Here is a 19,060-nt window from a genome sequence, read left to right as displayed (position 1 = left end):
ATGGCAAACAAGACTTTACCTTTATTTGATACCGCACTGCTGTGGCCAGCCATAGCGGATGCCTTCCGTAAACTGAATCCGCGCGTCCAGTTGCACAATCCGGTTATGCTTGTCGTTTATGTCGGCAGCATTTTTACGACGCTTCTGACTATTGTCCAGTTCGACGGATTCACGTTGGGCATTACTCTATGGCTGTGGTTTACCGTATTATTCGCCAATTTTGCAGAAGCGCTGGCTGAAGGACGGAGCAAAGCCCAGGCCGAAAGCCTCCGCAGCCTGAAGAAAAAAATCTGGGCAAAACGCATTCTGGGACCATTTTTGCCGGGCACACCCATGAATTCGCTCCAGTATCAGTTAATCGAGGCGGACGCCCTGCGAAAAAGCGATCTTGTCCTTGTTCCTGCCGGGGATTTCATTCCCGCTGACGGTGAAATAATCGAGGGTTCGGCATCAGTTGACGAAAGCGCTATCACCGGTGAATCCGCTCCCGTCATCCGGGAATCCGGCGGTGACTTTTCGGCCGTCACCGGCGGCACGAAAGTCCTGTCCGATTGCCTCGTCGTCCGGATCACTTCCAATCCGGGAGAAACGTTCGTTGACCGCATGATTGCCATGGTCGAAAACGCAAAAAGACAGAAAACACCGAACGAAATTGCCTTGACGATTCTTCTTGTGGCTCTGACCATCGTTTTTCTGAGTGTTGTGGTTACTCTCCTGCCGTTTTCCCGGTTTGCCGTCGATCAAACCGGAATGGGACACGCTGTCGGCCTCGTTGTGCTCGTTGCGCTACTGGTTTGTCTCATACCGACAACGATTGCAGGCCTGCTCTCGGCTATCGGGGTTGCCGGTATGAGCCGCCTGATGCAGGCCAATGTCATTGCGACCTCGGGCAGAGCCGTTGAGGCAGCCGGTGACGTCGATGTACTGCTGCTGGACAAAACGGGAACTATCACCCTCGGCAGCAGACAAGCCAGCCAATTTCTCCCTGTCTCGGGCGTCTCGGAAGAACAACTGGCAACGGCTGCTTATCTGGCTTCTCTGGCAGATGAAACACCGGAAGGACGCAGCATCGTATCGCTGGCAAGAGAGAAATTCCCGTCCCTTGCTCGACTGGATACCGAAAACGATTCCCGTTTTATTCCTTTTTCCGCACAGACGAGAATGAGCGGCGTGGACATTTCAGGAAAAAACATCCGGAAAGGCGCAGCTGACGCCATTCGTGTTTATTCGGAATCAGGCGGTTATGCGTTTCCTTACATGCTGCAATCTCTGGTCGATGAAGTGGCCCTGTCCGGCAGTACCCCGCTTGTCGTCGCAGAAAATGGCAAACCCCTGGGGGTTGTCGAACTGAAAGACATCGTTAAAAACGACATCAAGGAAAGATTCGCTGAACTGCGTAAAATGGGAATCAAAACCGTGATGGTCACCGGAGACAACCGCCTGACGGCAGCCGCCATCGCAGCTGAAGCCGGTGTTGACGATTTTCTGGCCGAATCAACGCCGGAAGCGAAACTGCAACTCATTCGCGACTATCAGAACGACGGCAGACTGGTTGCCATGACCGGTGATGGAACGAATGACGCCCCTGCGCTGGCTCAGGCCGATGTGGCTGTCGCCATGAATACCGGCACTCAGGCTGCCAAGGAAGCGGGCAATATGGTCGATCTGGACAGCAATCCGACAAAACTGATCGAAATTGTCGAAACCGGCAAACAAATGCTGATCACCCGCGGTTCGCTGACTACTTTCAGTATCGCAAATGACATCGCGAAATACTTCGCTATTGTTCCGGCAGCTTTCGTTGCAACCTATCCTCAACTGGAAGCTCTGAATCTGATGGGATTGTCCAGCCCGGCTTCAGCGATATTGAGCGCTGTGATTTTCAATGCCCTGATCATTATTTTTCTGATCCCGCTGGCCCTGAAAGGCGTCAAATACCGTCCTTTGGGAGCCGCTGCGCTCCTTCGCCGCAATCTGCTGATTTACGGACTGGGGGGCATCATGACACCATTTATCGGCATCAAAGTGATCGACATGCTGTTGTCGCTTTTGGGGCTTGTATAAAAACGCGGAGGTAAACCATGCAAAATTTCAACATTTCCTTTTTTAGAAAGATTCTGTATCCCTCGGTCATTCTCATGATTCTTATGACCCTGCTGACCGGACTGGCTTATCCACTCATCATCACAGGTATCTCCCAATCGGCATTTCCTGAAAAAGCGAACGGCAGCCTGATCTGGAAAAACGGCAAATTTATCGGTTCCCGGCTGATCGGCCAGAATTTTTCGAAACCCGGCTATTTCTGGGGACGTCCGTCGGCAACCTCACCACATCCCTATAATGCTGCGGCTTCCAGCGGTTCCAATCTGGGACCGACCAATCCGCAGTTGGTCGACAATGTCAAAGAACGCATCGCCCGACTCAGGAAAGCGGATCCCGGTAACGATCTGCCGATCCCGGTCGATCTGGTGACGTCTTCGGCAAGCGGGCTTGATCCTCACATCAGTCTTGCGGCCGCCAATTACCAGATCAAAAGAGTTGCCCGGGCCAGAAACATGCCGGAAAATCAAATCCGTGAACTGATCGACAAATATACCGAACCCATGCGTTTCCACTTTCTGGGCGAACCGAAAGTCAATGTGCTTGAACTGAATCTTGCCCTCGACAAAATGGAAACCGCTACTGTTTACAAGAAAGGTACCTGAAAAATCTGTCTGAATTTTTAACAACTCTATTCGTCTGCGATTAAATCATGAACGACAAACGCCCCAACCCCGATCTGTTGCTAAAACAGGTCAATGCAGATGAAGACCAGGCAAAAAGAGGACGTCTGAAAATCTTTTTCGGCGCTTCTGCCGGCGTTGGCAAGACATACGCCATGCTTACGGCTGCCCACGAAGCGCTGAAACAGCACACGCCTCTTGTCGTCGGGATCATCGAAACACATGGTCGCAAGGAAACAGCCAGGCTGGTAAAGAACCTTCCTTGCCTGGGGTTGAAAAAAATAGCTTATCGGGGCCGCATTCTGGATGAATTCGATCTCGACGCCGCTCTGGAATTCGGAAAGTCCCATCCGGATGCCCTGATACTGGTCGACGAACTGGCCCACAGCAATGTGCCAGGTTCGCGGCACCCAAAACGCTGGCAGGACGTTGAAGAATTGCTGCGTGCGGGAATCAATGTATGGACAACCATGAATGTCCAGCATCTTGAAAGCCTTAATGATATCGTCAGCCGTATTACCGGAATCCCGGTGAGAGAAACCGTGCCTGACCGTATTTTCGACCAGGCCGAAGAAGTTACTGTTATTGATTTACCGCCGGACGAACTCATTCTCCGTCTGAAACAAGGAAAAATGTATCTTCCGGAACAAACTCTTCTGGCTTCCAAAAACTTTTTCCGTAAAGGCAATCTGCTGGCTCTGCGTGAATTGACCCTCAGACGAACAGCCGATCGCATCGACGGCGAAATACAGGCATACCGTTTGAGAAATGCCAGCACGACTGTCTGGCCTCACCGGGAATCTCTATTGGCCTGCATCACGCCAGACGAAATCGGGGAAAAAGTCATTCGCAGCAGTGCACGTCTTGCCTCCCAGCTTGATGTTCCATGGCACGCCATATATGTCGAATCGCCTTCCATCTTGCATGAAAACGACAATGAAACACGCGAAAAAGCGACGAAACTCCTGAAACTGGCCAGCGATCTGGGTGCCACGGCTGTCACCCAATCCGCTTCCAATGTCGCGTCCGGTCTCATACATTACGCCAGAGATCACAATCTTTCCCGACTCGTACTGGGTAGAGCGCCGCGAAAATGGTACTGGCCATGGAAAAAATCGACTGCCCAGAAAATCGAAATGCGTGCAGACGATCTCGATATCCTGCAGGTTTCGGTACCCCAACAGGCCGTTTTCCGGCTGCCGTCATTGTGCGTTCCCTCGCTTCCGACCAAATCGGAGTGGAGGGGCTATCTGGCAACCTTGATAATATGCGCCATTACGACCTTGTTCGCCATTCCGTTCAGGGAAACGCTTGAACTGACGAATATCGTCATGTTTTTTCTGCTGGCAGTCGCGTGCATTGCTGTGCGTTATGGCCGTGGCGCCGCAGTTCTGGCAGCTTTCGTAAGTGTTTTTCTTTTCGATATCTTTTTCGTGCCACCGCGGTTTTCCATTGCGGTCAGCGACGCCCAGTTCGCCATCACATTCAGCGTCATGCTTGTGGTGGCACTTATCATCGGTCAATTGACGGCAAGCCTGAAAATGCAGAGCAACGCGGCAATCGAACGGGAACGGAGAGTACGCAGCTTGTATGAAATGTCCCGCGATCTGTCGGCTGTTCTGATGATCGAGCAGATAGCCGACATTGCCGCCCGTTTTCTTCATACCGAATTCGATGCGAAACAGGCCCTGTTCGTTGCAGATGAAAACGACCAATTGCAAAAGATGCCCAATGCGACCGCCAACCCGAACATAGCGCTCGTCCAATGGGCCTACGAACATGGTTTGCCTGCCGGACTGGGCACCGATACCTTGCCAACCAGTCCCTGCCTCGTTTTGCCTTTGAAAGCGACCATGCGCCTCAGAGGCATATTGGCCGTTGAACCCGGAGAAAATGCCGTTCTCGGGCCTGAACAGCGCAGGCTGCTCGATATCTGCGCGTCCTTGCTGGCGATTTCAATCGAACGGATTCATTATCTTGAGGTCGCCCAGAAAACGATTGTACAGGTCGAATCCGAACGACTGCGAAACTCGTTGCTATCCGCCATTTCCCATGACCTGAGAACACCGTTGACGGCGCTAGTCGGTCTGGCTGATACGCTTTTAATGACAAAACCTCACGTCAGCGCAGAACAGAAAGAGTTACTGGACGCCATACGCCAATCCGCCCTGCGAATGAATGACCTTGTCAGCAACTTGCTGGACATGGCCAAACTGGAATCCGGAACAGTCCAGTTGAACCGGCAATGGCAACCTCTTGAAGAAGTGATCGGCAGTGCATTGTCCAGTTGCGCTTCCCTGCTCGGCAAACGTCCGATCAGCGTTCACCTCGCCAACGATCTTCCGCTGGCCCACATTGATGCGGTCCTGATCGAAAGAGTACTCGTCAATATTCTTGAAAACGCATCCAAATACACGCCCGAAAACTCTTCCATCGAAATCAGCGGTTACAACAAGGAAAACCGGATTGTTTTAACGATAGACGATCATGGTCCGGGTCTTCCCGCCGGTCAGGAACACACGATTTTCGAGAAGTTTGAAAGAGGCGACAAAGAAAATGCCACGCCTGGAATAGGGTTGGGGCTGGCTATTTCCAAAGCGATCATGAAAGCTCATGATGGTACCATTGTCGGTGAATCCCGAAGTGACGGCGGTGCACGATTTACATTGACGTTTCCCTTTCTGCCGCCCCCGCCATGAAAGATGGTATTCTCGACACTACAGACCAATAAGCTTTTTGAGAACGGTATGGAAAACAGGATCAGGATACTCACGGTTGAAGACGAATCGAATATCCGCCGCTTCGTGAAACTTGCGCTTGAAAATGAAAATTACGAAGTTTTTGAGGCAGACGGGGTCAAACGAGGCCTGATCGAAGCCGCGACCCGTCGGCCTGATCTGGTCGTTCTCGATTTAGGACTGCCCGACGGAGACGGTCTGGAATTTATTACCGATCTGCGAGCATGGTCTTCCATTCCTATCATTGTCTTGTCCGCCAGAAGCAATGAAAACGACAAGATTTCCGCCCTTGACGCCGGCGCTGACGATTATCTTGTCAAACCGTTCGGAGCGGGTGAATTGCTGGCCCGGGTCCGTGCACAACTTCGGCGACAACAGCCGGGAACACCAAACGAGCCTTTTATTCGCTTTTCGGATGTCTGTATCGATCCTGTCCGCAGAGTTGTCGAAAAAAACGGCGCGCCCATTCATCTGACTCCTATCGAATACCGCATTCTGATTTTCATGACGTCGCAGCCCGACAGGGTCATTACCCATCAACAGTTACTGAAAGCCATATGGGGCCCAGGCCATACCGAAGACATGCACTATATCCGCGTACACATGGCCAACCTGAGGAAAAAAATAGAAGAAAACGCATCCATGCCCAGGCATCTGATTACCGAGGCCGGTATCGGCTACCGTTTCGTTCCCGCACCGGCCTGAAGTGAAAACCGCTTTACAGATTCTGAATGAGAATAACAAAAATCAGGACGGGTGCCATGTAACGGCAAAAGTTCTTGAACAACGGTAACCATAACGGTTGCGTTCCATCCGGACGCATCAGTCTGATCGATACGACTGCCCACGCTTTCCACCCTACAAGAATCGCGACCATGATTCCCCCAAAAGGCATGATCAGATTGGAACTGAGGTAATCCAGTATGCCGAACAGATTCTTTCCGAACAAGGTGTAACCTTTCCAGACCCCCAAGGACAGGGACGCTCCTATGCCCAGTACGAACATCAGTACGGACATGACAACAGTCGTTGCCATTCGGGGAAACCGAAATTCATCGATAAAGAAACTGACGACGACTTCCATCAACGAGACAGAGGAGGTCAAGGCAGCGACAAAAAGCAGAAAAAAGAAAAGAATGCCGAAAAACTGGCCTCCACTCATGTGCGAAAAAACCGCCGGCATGGTAATGAAAGTCAGACCGGGCCCGGCTGATGGATCGAAGCCGAAGACAAAAATAGCGGGAAAGACCATCAATCCGGCAAGAAAACAGATAAGCGTCGTCAGGCCAATGACACTTGCCGCTGAATTGGGAATATAGGTCTCGCCTGAAGCATAAGATCCGTAAGTGATCATGCACCCCATTCCCAGCGACATGGAAAAAAAAGCCAGCCCCATCGCCTCGATCACCATTGTCGCTGTCACTTTACTGAAATCCGGACTCAGGAACGTCCTGACGCCTTCCAGTGCGCCTTCCAGGGTTAATCCTCTGGCAATCAGGACCAGGATCAACAGAAACAGCATCATCATCAGATATTTGCTGACCCGTTCTATTCCTTTCTGGACACCGGCCAGAACCACCCCGGCGGTCACCCCCATAAAAAGGGCATGATACCAAAGGGGGGTTACCGGATCGGCAATGAATGAGTCAAACGTTTTCGACAGGATTCCCGGATCAGCGGTCAAAATGGAACCTTCAACCGTTTTGATAAGATACGCGATTGTCCAGCCACCGACCACACTATAGAAAGACAAAATCAGAAAACCGCACAAAACGCCGATATATCCGACAAGCGACCAGCCTTTTCCACCCAGTTTCCGGTAGGCGCCTACCGGACTTTTCCGTGCAATGGCTCCAACAGACATTTCCGCGATCATCAACGACACGCCCAATGTGCAAACGATCATCAGGAAAATCAGCAAGAAGGCGCCGCCCCCGTTTTGAGCCGCGACATAAGGAAATTTCCAGATGGCGCCCAAACCGACAGCCGAACCAGCCGCTGCCACAATGAAACCGAGACGTGAGCCCCACTCTGCACGCGCCATAACAATCAACCCCGACAATAAAAAATGAACGGATTTCCCGTCAACGCCAACAAGAAATTTTCCACAAAACGGGACACACAGCAGGTCTGAAGAAACGGATGATATCCCACTTGGAAAAGCCAATCCGAACGTTGAACGAACAATCGCTTACAAGAAATACCTGCAAATACCTGTCGGCTCAACCCATCCGGCAAATAAATTGCTGCATAAAACTGTATATTTTAATAGAGAACGATTTTATCTTGCTAGCGCAATATAACTATGTCTATACTCGGCAATTACCGATTGTATAAAGAATTCCATCCACCTATACCGTTTCTAAAGGAAAAAGAGCATGACAATCAAAGCAGCAGTTCATGGTTTGGGAAATATAGGACGGCATGTGATCGATTGCCTGACGTGTGCGCCCGATTTCGAATGCCTTGGCGTAATTCGCCGTGAATCCTCGCTGGGAACCCAGATGCTGGAACGAAGGGGTATTCCCGATTTTGCCTCAATCGACAAACTGATAGCGGAAAAAGGAAAACCGGATGTGGTTGTACTGTGCGGCCCTTCCCGTTCGGTACCGGAAGACGCGCGTTTTTATCTGTCGAAAGGCATCCGGACAGTGGACAGTTTCGACGTTCACAGCGAAATTCCCGAACTTGTCAAAATGCTGGACGACGTGGCAAAACAGCACAACAGCGGATGCATTACCGCAGCTGGCTGGGATCCGGGTACCGATTCGGTCATGCGCACGCTTTTCGAAGCCATGGCCCCGGTGGGAACCACCTTCACCAATTTCGGCCGTGGACGTTCCATGGGACACTCTGTCGCTGCCCGAGCCATTCCCGGAGTTGCAGACGCAACTTCCATCACTATACCGATCGGAGGAGGACGTCACTCGCGACTGGTTTATATCCTGCCTGCATCCGGCGCTTCTTTCGAAAAAATCAAAAAAGATCTGGCAGCCGACCCCTATTTCAGCCACGATCCGCTGGAAGTCCGTGAAGTGAAAACACCCGAAGAAATGGCTGCTGTCGCCGATAATTCCCATGGAGTTCTCATGGAAAGGATCGGGGCCTCAGGCCGCACTTCCAATCAGCACCTTGTGTTCGATATGAAAATCGACAATCCGGCACTCACGTCCCAGGTACTGGTTTCCTGTGCCAGAGCCATTACTCGCATGGGCAATGGCTGCTTTACGCTGATTGACGTTCCTCCTGTCATGTTGTTGCCAGGTGACCGGATGCAGCACATCGCTCGACTGGTATAAATCGTGTATATCGTCGGAGCGGGTCAATTGTAGGATTCATCGTGTCCTAACGAACGATCCCGCTCCAGCCGGTGAAACATTTCCGAGAAAGAATCCTCTTCATCCGGATACGTTTCTTCAAGCGGCTCAAATTCGATTTCCGGACTGATCGATTCGACCCGTTCGTGATCATTTAATTTTTTCGAAGACCGACCATTCGATACCATGTTTATCTCCTCGGGATATCGAAACATAAAAGAAAACAGAGATAGTGTGCGTCGTGCGAACGGAAGCGGATTGACGGCCGTCAAGATCAAACTGAATAATTCCATCCATCCGTTTATTCAGAGCCCACCTGATGCCGAATCTGTCTATCGTCATAACGGCAAATTTCTGCCATGATGTAGCATAGGGTCTGAAATCGTTAATCCCGATTAATTCGTCAGCCGATCCGGAAAGTCTTTATGAAGCAACCAGAACCTCATGGAAAAGTTTTCATTCTTTTTCTGTCCGTTGTTACAGTCGCGTTTTTCTGGATTCTGTTGCCTTTTTATGGTGCCGTCTTCTGGGGCTTTATTTTGGCCGTCATGTTCATGCCTTTGAACGACCGGTTTCTGGCAAAAATTCCCGGCAGGAAAAATCTGGCAGCGCTTTTGACGCTGTCTGTCTGTCTTCTGATTGTCATCATTCCCCTTATTGTCGTCATCATCGCACTTACGCAGGAGAGTGCGGCTTTATACCAGAAAATACTGACCCGAAGCATCAGCTTCGACGCATCGTTTCAATTTATCGTGTCGAAGCTGCCTGACTGGGCAATCGATCTACTGAATCATTCAGGCATTACTACCCTGGCTGAATTCCAGCAGAAAATCTCCAGCGGCCTACTCCAGGCAAGCCAGTATATTGCCGGAAAACTATTCGTTATCGGACAGAACATTCTGGACTTCGCGATCAGCTTCGGCCTCATGTTGTATCTGCTTTTCTTCTTGCTGAGAGATGGAAACGAACTGGCGGCACGGATCAGAAAGCTCATTCCACTCGCCAACGAGCAGAAAACGCTTCTTCTGAACAAATTCACCGGCGTCATCCGTGCTACCGTAAAGGGAAATCTGGTTGTCGCCATCGTACAGGGCGCGCTGGGAGGATTGATCTTCTGGTTTCTGGGCATAGAAGCCGCTCTGCTATGGGGCGCAATCATGTCAGTGCTTTCCCTGCTCCCTGCAGGCTCCGGAGTGATATGGGTTCCGGTCGCCATTTATTTTCTGGCGACAGGGGCCGTGTTGAAAGGGGTTATTCTGCTGGCCTTCGGCGTGCTGGTAATCGGCCTGATCGACAATTTCCTGCGTCCACTGTTAGTGGGTAAAGACACCCAGATGCCCGATTATCTTGTTCTTGTTTCCACGATTGGCGGTATGGCGCTTTTCGGCCTGAACGGATTCGTCATTGGCCCGGTCATTGCAGCGCTTTTCATAACGGCATGGGGTCTTTATTCCGCCATTTCGCAATTTTCCTCAACCGATAACAGTTCTCCGACAGAAAAACAGGAAGACTGGCCTTCATGAAAAAGAATGCCTGTCAGGTGGTTCCTTCCCATCTGACTATTCTGTCATCCACGATATCGAACAGTTCCAGAACTCTTCTGACTGTCTGGTCCACCATTTCTTCAATAGTAAGGGGACGACAGTAAAACGCCGGTACAGGCGGATAAATAATACCGCCCATTTCCGTCACAGATTGCATATTTCGCAAATGCGCCAGATTAAAAGGTGTTTCCCGCACCATGAGTACCAGACGACGCCTTTCTTTCAAAATAACATCCGCTGCCCGGGTAAGCAAATTGTCGCAAAATCCGCTGGCAACGGCTGACAGGGTTTTCATGGAGCAGGGTGCAACAACCATACCAGCACACTGAAAAGATCCGCTGGCAATTCTCCCGGTCATTTCGTTCACATCATAAATTTTGTCGGCAAGCAACTGGACATCGGCAACAGAAAGGCCCATTTCGTGCTGAAGGGTAAGGCGGGCAGCATCTGAAATGACCAGATGTGTTTCCACATGATCCATACGGTGCAAGATTTGCATCAAACGAACCCCGTAAATGGCGCCGCTTGCTCCTGTCATACCGACAACCAACCGTTTAGAACCGACACACATAATTCCTCCGATAAAAGGAGAATGCAGCCATTTCTTTCAACACACGTGAGGTGATGGCTACCGAAAATTCCTCAGAATTTACCGCGTAATTTCGCAAAAGCCTCAGCCATGGCATTTCCCGTACCATCTGCACGGTTCCTCTGCCGTTTTTTAACTCGCTGGCTCATGTTATGGACCTGTTTTTCAGATCCATTGTATGCTTCATTTTCTTTGGTCAAAACCATAGAGAGTCCGATACGGCGTCGTTTAACATCAACGTCCAGTACCCTGACCCGGACAAGCTGTCCGGATTTGACGATCTGATGCGGATCAGTAACGAACTTTTCCGATAAAGCCGAAATGTGAACCAGTCCATCCTGATGAACACCAATATCGACAAAGGCACCGAATGCCGCAACATTGGTAACCACGCCTTCCAGCACCATCCCCGATTCCAGATCCGTTATTTCCTCGACGCCATCTCTGAAGTGTGCGCTTACGAATGCTGGACGCGGATCTCTCCCCGGTTTTTCCAGTTCCCTCAAAATATCGACAATAGTCGGAAGACCGAATCGCTCACTGATATATTTTCCGGGCTCTACCTTTCTGAGCAATTCGCGATTTCCAATTACTGCTCTGATGTTCATGCCCAAATCATCCAGAATTCTTTCAACCAGTGGATACGATTCGGGATGGACAGCAGAAGCATCGAGGGGATTTTTGCCTCCGTTTATCCTTAAAAAGCCGGCGGCCTGTTCAAACGTTTTTTCCCCAAATCGCGGAATAGCGCGCAGATCGGCACGACTGGCGAAACGTCCATTCCGGTTTCGATACTGCACAATGTTGCCGGCAATACCTTCCGTCAATCCGGAAACACGGGTCAGCAAAGGCACAGACGCCGTATTGACGTCAACACCGACTGCATTGACACAGTCTTCAACCGTCGCTTCCAGCGACCGTGCCAGTTTGGTCTGGGCGACATCGTGCTGATACTGGCCCACCCCAATGGATTTCGGTTCGATCTTGACCAATTCTGCCAGCGGATCCTGTAACCGTCTTGCAATGGAAACAGCCCCTCTTAACGATACATCCATCCCGGGCAATTCAGATGACGCATATTCCGAAGCGGAATAAACGGACGCTCCGGCTTCCGATACGACAATTGTCTCAATCCGTCTATCCTTGCAAAGACCGGCAAGTTCTCTGGCAAGCCGGTCTGTTTCGCGTGACGCTGTTCCATTTCCGATAGCAATCAGTTCAACCCTGTGTTTCTCGATCAGTCGGGAAAGTATTTTAATCGACCCTTGCCAATCGTTTCGGGGCGGGTGAGGGTAAACCGTTTCAGTATCCAGTACTTTACCCGTTTTATCGACCACCGCTACCTTTACACCAGTCCGAATACCGGGATCCAGTCCCATCGTGACTTTTGGGCCGGCCGGGGCCGCCAGAAGCAGCGACCTGAGATTTTTTGCAAAAACCGCTATCGCTTCCGTTTCCGCCTTTTCACGCAATACATTCATCAGTTCCGTTTCCAGATGAGGCATGATTCTGACACGCCATGCCCATCTGACTGTTTCACTGAGCCATCTGTCCGAAGGCCTGCCCCTGTTTTCAATGCCGAAACAGGATGCAATTTGCAATTCACACGGATTGAGCGGATCTTCCCAGCCGGGACGTTTCTTTTCCGTTTCCAGCCGGATTTTGACGGCAAGAACTTCTTCACGCCTCCCTCTCAGCAAAGCCAGTATCCGATGGGAAGCAATGGTTTTAACCGACTCTTCATAGTCGTAATAATCTGAAAAACGCAAATCCTGTTGTTCTTTTCCTTCAATGACTTTCGACTCGATAACACTGTGTTCATGAAAAAACGTCCGCAAAACGTTCAGCAAACCGGCATCTTCGGAAAATCTCTCCATCAATATCTGCCGTGCGCCTTCCAGTGCCGCCTTGGCATCCGCTACCCCGGGATTGTCTCCTTCGCCGGTTGTAAAGGGGGGGCAAATGTATTTTTCCGCTTCCTTTTTTCCATCCAGGTTGGAATTTTTCAACAGTCTTTCGGCCAAATCGGCCAGTCCGGCTTCTTCCGCCATTTTCGCTTTTGTCCTGCGTTTGGGACGATACGGCAAATAAATGTCTTCAAGACGGGATTTGTCTTCAGCCTGACATATCGCTTCCAGCAAGGCCGGAGTCATTTTGTTTTGTGCATTTATGGAATCAATCACCGTCTGCCGACGCTGTTCCAGTTCCCTTAAATAAGCCAGACGATCCTGCAACTGCCTTAACTGACTGTCATCCAGCCCACCGGTCGCTTCTTTTCGATAGCGTGCAATAAAAGGCACTGTTGCGCCTTCATCCAGCAGCAAAGCCGTTGTCCTGACCTGCCGGACAGAAATGCCCAACTCTTCAGCCAGTCGCTGTTCTATTGATGAGGTCATAACCTATCCTGAAAAATCAAAAAAGAGATGATACTCATTTCTCTCGAACAAACTCTATATTTTCGGCAAATTCATGCATGAACGATTCACTTTTTTCCTGAATCCGGTTTTCTCTCTGACATAACCAGTCGTTCTGATCGTTTTATTCATTGAAATCGATCAGTACCCCAGTCAAAATCCCTCCCTTTTTCCAATTTTATGAACGATAATGTATCCTTTTCATTGGCGGAAAGTACGATTCAACAGTAGTAACGGGTATGATGAATTTCACGCTGAAAGATATTAAAAAGCAATTTGGGCAGAAAGCATACTCACTCGGTTTGATATACGCCCAGAAAAAACGGGTCTTGCAGATAAAGCGTTCCGGCAACCTGATCCGTTCCCAAGTGCGTGAATCCGGCAACCAGACGTACCAGCAAAACACATTTATCAAGTCCACTACCGAAGGTATCCAGTTTCAGGGAACCTGTTCATGTCCTCTTGTGCTGAACTGCCATCATGTAGCAGCTGTTCTGTTAACCATTCTCCAAAAGAACGAAAACCAGCACAAAAACAAACATGGTCAGGCTGCCACGCCCCTGTCGAACTGGATACACAAGCTTTATTCAGCCATTTATCCTGCTTCGCCGGATGCCCTCGGCAATAAGGTTCACGACAATGAACCGTCTTCCGGACTGCTGTACATTCTTTCCCCCGATCAGTCCGACAAACGCCTGTTTGTCAGTATTTGCCGCGCACGTTACAAGTCAAGCGGTGAATTCTCGTCGATTGTTCCCATGACGGAAGTCGATCCCCTTCTTCAGGAAAAGCCGGATTATTTCACTGCTGACGATGAAGAACCGATCCGTCTTTTTATTGCCCTTCGTAGCGGCTCGACATTACCGGGCCCCTGTATAGCCGAACCCAAAGGAAAACTGGGAGCCCGGCTCCTGGAAACATTGCTGGGCCAAAAACGTTTGTACTGGACAAACGCTTTGCCGGATATCGGGAAGGGACTGGTTTTTCCTCTACGCACGGCAGCGCCCAGAGAAGCCAAACTGGCCTGGAATGAAACGGGAACAAGCCTCAGATTACGCTGGGAATTTGCCGCGCCTGCTGTAAAATCACGTCATTCATCCACGACAATAGACTATATTCTTCCGACTGAACCGGCCTGGTACATGGAAAACCTGACATGTGGAGAATTGATCCTTCCAGACAACATGACTTGCTTTTCCATCAGTGAAATACAGGATCTGATTGCCCAGGCTCCGCTTATTCCGGTCAAAGACAAAAAGACGGTGTCAAGACTGCTAATGGAAAAAGGGATCGAAAACATCATTCCCCCACCTGAACCGCTTGAAGAAAATACCATTGAAAACATCGACCCCCAACCGATTCTTTATCTGGGAAGCAAGCCACATTTTTATAATGAAAACGAAACACCCGAATGGTTCGATTTCGCCCAGTTGAAGTTCGACTATGATGGCAAGACCGTTTTTCTTGGATCGGATTTACCGGTTATTCGCTCAAAAAACGATATTGTCATCGAACGTATCGTTCGTAATGTCTTTACCGAAAACGCAATGTGCGATCTGCTTGTGTCGTTCGGTTTTCGCCAGGTAAGCGATAATCTTTCCCCTTTGTACACGCTTCCCGGAGTACTGGAGATGGATTCTCCTACGGAATGGTTACATTTTACCCAGGAAAATCTGGAGGACTTAAAGGAAGCGGGCTGGAAAATCGAGAAGTCTCCAGACTACCGTTATGACTTGCAAAATATCCAGAAATGGTATGCCAGCATCAATGAAACCGATGAAAATCTTGACAAGGACTGGTTCAATCTGGAACTGGGCATTATCGTCGGTAAAAAACATTTTTCCCTTTTTCCTCTTTTACTGCCCCTTGTCCAGAAATATCCGGAAAGTTTCGAATACAAAAATCTCGATTCAAGATCGGATACCGACTCTTTACTGGCAACCTTGCCCAATAAAAACAGAGTGGCCTTGCCGTGGAAGATAATCCGGCCCATTTTGAAAATACTGGGAGAACTTTATTATCTGGAACCTTCAAAAACATCGATACCGCTTCACCGGCTTGATTCGGCACGTCTTGCCGAACTCGACGAAAATCTGCCCCTGCAATGGCTCAATGGCGCCTCGTTACTGGAAATGGGCAAAAAGCTGCTCGCTTTCAATGGCGTCAAAACCGTCAAACCGCCCGTTTCACTCAAGGCGACTTTGCGCGATTATCAAATCGAGGGACTCTCCTGGATGCAGTTTCTTCGGGAATACAGTCTGGCGGGCATTCTCGCCGACGATATGGGACTCGGTAAAACCCTGCAGACCCTCTCGCATATCCTTCTTGAAAAAGAAGCAGGACGCCTGACGAACCCCGCATTAATCGTGGCGCCGACAAGTTTGATGAGCAACTGGCAGGATGAGGCCTCCCGCTTCACGCCGTCTTTAAAAGTGCTTCTCCTTCAGGGCAAAGACCGCGCAAAATATTTTTCCCGGATTGAACAATCCGATATCGTCCTGACTACATATGCCTTGCTGCCTCGTGACGAAGACATACTACTGCAACACGAATTTCACCTGCTCATACTGGATGAGTCTCAATATATCAAAAACATCCGTTCAAAAGCCACGCAAATAGCCTCGACACTCCGTGCACGCCACAAACTCTGTCTGACCGGTACGCCACTTGAAAATCATTTGGGAGAACTGTGGTCCCAGTTTCATTTCCTGCTGCCGGGTTTACTGGGCAATGAAAAAACATTCAACAGTGAATTTCGTCATTCGATAGAAAAAACGGGAGATGAAGCCAGACAGGAATTGCTTTACCGGCGAATCAGGCCTTTTTTGCTTCGCCGGACCAAAGACAAAGTCGCCCGCGAATTGCCTATGAAAACAGAAATGGTACGGTACGTAGAACTGACGAATGCCCAACGCCAGATTTATGAATCCGTCCGGGAATTGATGGACAAAAAAGTACAGGACGAAATTGCGAAATACGGCATCGCCCACTGCCAGATCATTATTCTCGAAGCCCTTTTGAAGTTACGTCAGGTTTGTTGCGATCCACGGCTTTTAAGAGGATCGGCTTATAAGAAAACGCTTAACGCCTCCGCCAAATTGAGCGAACTGATGGAAATGCTGGAAGAATTACTGCTGGAAAAACGGCATATTCTCGTTTTCTCCCAGTTTACCAGCATGCTGAGCCTTATCGAGAAAGAATTGAATAGCCGGCGAATTCCTTATGCCTTGTTGACCGGAGACACGGCCGACCGCGCTTCCGCCATACGCCATTTTCAGGACGGCAAGGTCCCTGTTTTCCTGATCAGCCTTAAAGCCGGTGGAGTGGGATTGAATCTGACGGCTGCCGATACAGTCATTCACTACGATCCATGGTGGAATCCGGCTGTCGAAAATCAGGCAACAGATCGGGCGTGGCGAATCGGGCAGGACAAACCTGTGTTTGTGTACAAACTGATCGCCAAAGGCACTCTTGAGGAACAAATTCAGGAATTGCAGCAACGCAAGGCTGACCTGGCAAACGCCATGCTTTCATCCGGTCAGGCGCAACACGTCCAAATCACTCCGGAAGATCTTCAATCCCTTTTCAGGCCACTTGAAGAACAGGATGCTTCCGAAGAATAGTTTCCGTGAAAAACCTTGCTTGTTCAAGTTCAGCAAGGTTTTTCCGTTCTTTCACTTTATTTTTTCTTCCGTTTGGAAACAGCTACAGCTTCGCCTGAACCACTCTCAAGCAAGCTTCTCAGCATCCATGCATTTTTCTCATGAATCTGCAAACGCTGGGTCATCAGGTCAATTGTTGGCTGATCGTTTGCCTTGTCGGCCAAATCCAGCACTTCCCGCGCCGTACGGGTTACTGTTTGCGAGGCAACGATAACATCGCGAATCATGTCTTCGGCCGATGGAACACCTTCTACTTCTTTAATAGCGGAAAGTGTGGCAAATTCGGCCATGGTTCCTGGAGCAGGAAAACCGAGCGAACGAATACGTTCGGCAATTTCGTCCAACGCATTCCACAATTCGGTATATTGATCCATAAACATCACATGCAATGTCTGGAACATGGGCCCTTTGACATTCCAGTGATAATTATGTGTTTTCAGATACAGGCAAAAACTGTCTGCCAGCATTCGCGACAAACCGTTACTGATGATTTCTCTGTCTTTGTCACTGATTCCGATTTCAATTGCCGGGATGTTCATGGTCACACTCCTTTTCCTAGATGAATTTTACGAAAGTCTGATCCGCGATGCGGACTTTTTGCTGGAAACTGTCGCTATCAAGGTGACAGGGTGACTTTTCCTTCCAAATCTTCCTGCCATTCTGATCTGCAGATATTGTACCCACATTTCAAAAAAGTTTTCGAAGAGGAAAATTTCCTTTCGGGCGATTTTATAAGGTAACTGGCTGAAAATGAACAACTTAGGCAAAAACGCTGTTGTCATCAAAAGAAATTTTTATTCATAATTGCTGAATAAATGGCTCGTTTTCCAAAAATTTTTCATATTTCCTCCTAATTAACTCAGGAATTTTCGTAAATCAGGGTATTTTCATCATATACTTACCCTTACTTGCTGTTTACCGAAATAAAGTCTGGTGATTTCATAATGGCCATATAAATCATGCTGAAAAATTCAGGCGTAGACGATATTTAAAAGGGAAAGAACATGAAAATTGCGATCATAGGAGCCGGAGCGATAGGAGGCTACGTTGGGGTGAAGCTGGCGTTGTCCGGAGAAGACGTGACCTTCATCGTGCGGGGTGCGAACCTGGAAGCCATCAGAAAAGACGGCATGAAGCTGATCATGGAAGACGGGACAGAACACGTTGCCAGGGACGTCAAAGCCACCAACAACTATGATGAAGTAGGACCACAGGACGTGGTCATTCTGGCTTTGAAAGCCCATCAGGTCGATGCGGTCGCCAACGACGTGCCCAAACTGTTCGGTCCGGACACCGTCGTTGTCACCATGCAAAACGGCATTCCGTTCTGGTACTTCCACAAACACGGAGGCCCCCATGAAGGCCAGCGCGTCCAAAGCGTCGATCCGAGTGGACTGATCAGTGCCAACATCCCGGCCGAACGTATTTTGGGTTGCGTGGTTTATCCCGCGTCTGCCCTGATTGCCCCGGGTGTGGTCAAACACATCGAAGGAGACCGTTTCCCGATAGGCGAGCTGGATGGAAGCGTGACCGAACGGGCCCAGAAAGTTTCCGAAGCCTTCATCAAAGCCGGCTTCAAATCACCCATTTTGGAAAACATCCGTGCCGAAATCTGGCTGAAACTGTGGGGCAACCTGAGCTTCAACCCCATCAGTTCCCTGTCGCACTCCACCCTGGTCGACATCTGCCAGTACCCCTTGTCGCGTGAACTGGCCGGAAACATGATGATAGAAGCCCAGCGAATCGCCAACAAACTGGGCATTGAATTCCGGGTACCGCTGGAAAAACGGATACGGGGAGCAGAAAAAGTGGGCAAACACAAAACTTCCATGCTGCAGGATGTGGAAGCGGGAAGAGCGCCCGAAATTGATGCGCTGGTAGGTTCCGTGGTCGAGCTGGGCCGCATCACCAACACGGCCACCCCGTCCATCAACGCGGTCTATGCCCTGGTCAAACTGCTGGCCAAGACGATGGAAGAAGAACACGGCAAAGTCAAAATGGAACCGTGTTGATCGTCAAAAAAGCGACAACTGCCCTGGACTGAACAGGCCGGGGCAGAGAAATCTGTTCCAG

General features: G+C 49.7%; 13 protein-coding genes. 8 read left to right on the top strand and 5 right to left on the bottom strand.

Going from position 1 to position 19,060, the window contains the following annotated elements; translation table 11 throughout:
• Genes kdpB through OFAG_RS01770 form a run of 4 tightly spaced genes read left to right on the top strand, consistent with a single transcriptional unit; the run spans position 1 to position 6,166 of the window.
• The gene (gene kdpB, locus OFAG_RS01785; RefSeq protein ID WP_005878600.1) at positions 1-2,064 is read left to right on the top strand and encodes a potassium-transporting ATPase subunit KdpB; all 2,064 of its coding nucleotides are present in this window, start codon (positions 1-3) and stop codon (positions 2,062-2,064) included.
• A 17-nt stretch (positions 2,065-2,081) separates the two neighbouring features.
• Positions 2,082-2,705, top strand: a complete 624-nt coding sequence (gene kdpC / locus OFAG_RS01780) for a potassium-transporting ATPase subunit KdpC (protein WP_005878599.1) — start codon at positions 2,082-2,084, stop codon at positions 2,703-2,705.
• Positions 2,706-2,752: 47 nt separating this feature from the next.
• Positions 2,753-5,422 carry a DUF4118 domain-containing protein gene (locus OFAG_RS01775; RefSeq protein WP_005878597.1) on the top strand — a complete coding sequence of 890 codons (2,670 nt, stop codon included), beginning with the start codon at positions 2,753-2,755 and terminating at the stop codon, positions 5,420-5,422.
• Positions 5,423-5,470: 48 nt separating this feature from the next.
• Positions 5,471-6,166 (top strand): response regulator, encoded by a 696-nt coding sequence (locus OFAG_RS01770; RefSeq protein WP_005878595.1) that lies wholly within the window; start codon positions 5,471-5,473, stop codon positions 6,164-6,166.
• A gap of 13 nt (positions 6,167-6,179) precedes the next feature.
• Here OFAG_RS01770 and OFAG_RS01765 read toward each other — a convergent pair whose 3' ends face one another.
• Entirely contained in the window at positions 6,180-7,505 is a 1,326-nt protein-coding gene (locus OFAG_RS01765) for a sodium-dependent transporter (RefSeq protein WP_005878593.1), read from the bottom strand.
• Between the two features lie 334 nt (positions 7,506-7,839).
• On the opposite strand from OFAG_RS01765, the gene OFAG_RS01760 reads away from it, so the two are divergent.
• Positions 7,840-8,760, top strand: a complete 921-nt coding sequence (locus tag OFAG_RS01760) for a diaminopimelate dehydrogenase (RefSeq protein WP_005878591.1) — start codon at positions 7,840-7,842, stop codon at positions 8,758-8,760.
• Between the two features lie 23 nt (positions 8,761-8,783).
• On the opposite strand, the gene OFAG_RS01755 is transcribed toward OFAG_RS01760, so the two are convergent.
• Positions 8,784-8,966, bottom strand: coding sequence for a hypothetical protein (locus OFAG_RS01755; protein WP_005878589.1), 183 nt, complete (start codon positions 8,964-8,966; stop codon positions 8,784-8,786).
• Between the two features lie 237 nt (positions 8,967-9,203).
• Here OFAG_RS01755 and OFAG_RS01750 point away from each other — a divergent pair, with 237 nt between their 5' ends.
• A complete protein-coding gene (locus OFAG_RS01750) occupies positions 9,204-10,301 on the top strand; it encodes an AI-2E family transporter (RefSeq protein WP_005878587.1) in 1,098 nt (365 codons plus the stop codon).
• A 13-nt stretch (positions 10,302-10,314) separates the two neighbouring features.
• Here OFAG_RS01750 and OFAG_RS01745 read toward each other — a convergent pair whose 3' ends face one another.
• Together OFAG_RS01745 and OFAG_RS01740 are read right to left on the bottom strand one after the other, a co-directional pair.
• The gene (locus OFAG_RS01745) at positions 10,315-10,893 is read right to left on the bottom strand and encodes a UbiX family flavin prenyltransferase (protein ID WP_020994730.1); all 579 of its coding nucleotides are present in this window, start codon (positions 10,891-10,893) and stop codon (positions 10,315-10,317) included.
• Between the two features lie 71 nt (positions 10,894-10,964).
• Positions 10,965-13,307, bottom strand: a complete 2,343-nt coding sequence (locus OFAG_RS01740) for a Tex family protein (protein WP_005878583.1) — start codon at positions 13,305-13,307, stop codon at positions 10,965-10,967.
• 257 nt (positions 13,308-13,564) lie between these two features.
• Between OFAG_RS01740 and OFAG_RS01735 the strand changes: the two genes are divergently transcribed.
• Complete coding sequence (locus tag OFAG_RS01735) at positions 13,565-16,948, top strand: DEAD/DEAH box helicase (RefSeq protein WP_020994729.1); 3,384 nt, start codon at positions 13,565-13,567, stop codon at positions 16,946-16,948.
• Between the two features lie 56 nt (positions 16,949-17,004).
• On the opposite strand, the gene OFAG_RS01730 is transcribed toward OFAG_RS01735, so the two are convergent.
• Positions 17,005-17,526 carry a Dps family protein gene (locus tag OFAG_RS01730; protein WP_005878579.1) on the bottom strand — a complete coding sequence of 174 codons (522 nt, stop codon included), beginning with the start codon at positions 17,524-17,526 and terminating at the stop codon, positions 17,005-17,007.
• Positions 17,527-17,991: 465 nt separating this feature from the next.
• Between OFAG_RS01730 and OFAG_RS01725 the strand changes: the two genes are divergently transcribed.
• Positions 17,992-18,999, top strand: a complete 1,008-nt coding sequence (locus OFAG_RS01725; RefSeq protein ID WP_005879057.1) for a 2-dehydropantoate 2-reductase — start codon at positions 17,992-17,994, stop codon at positions 18,997-18,999.
• The last annotated feature ends 61 nt before the right edge of the window (positions 19,000-19,060 follow it).

Origin of the sequence: Oxalobacter paraformigenes (assembly GCF_000158475.2) — a bacterium.
GTDB lineage: Bacteria > Pseudomonadota > Gammaproteobacteria > Burkholderiales > Burkholderiaceae_D > Oxalobacter > Oxalobacter paraformigenes.
Note: the sequence above shows the minus strand (reverse complement) of the source record. Positions and strands in the feature narration are given on the sequence as shown.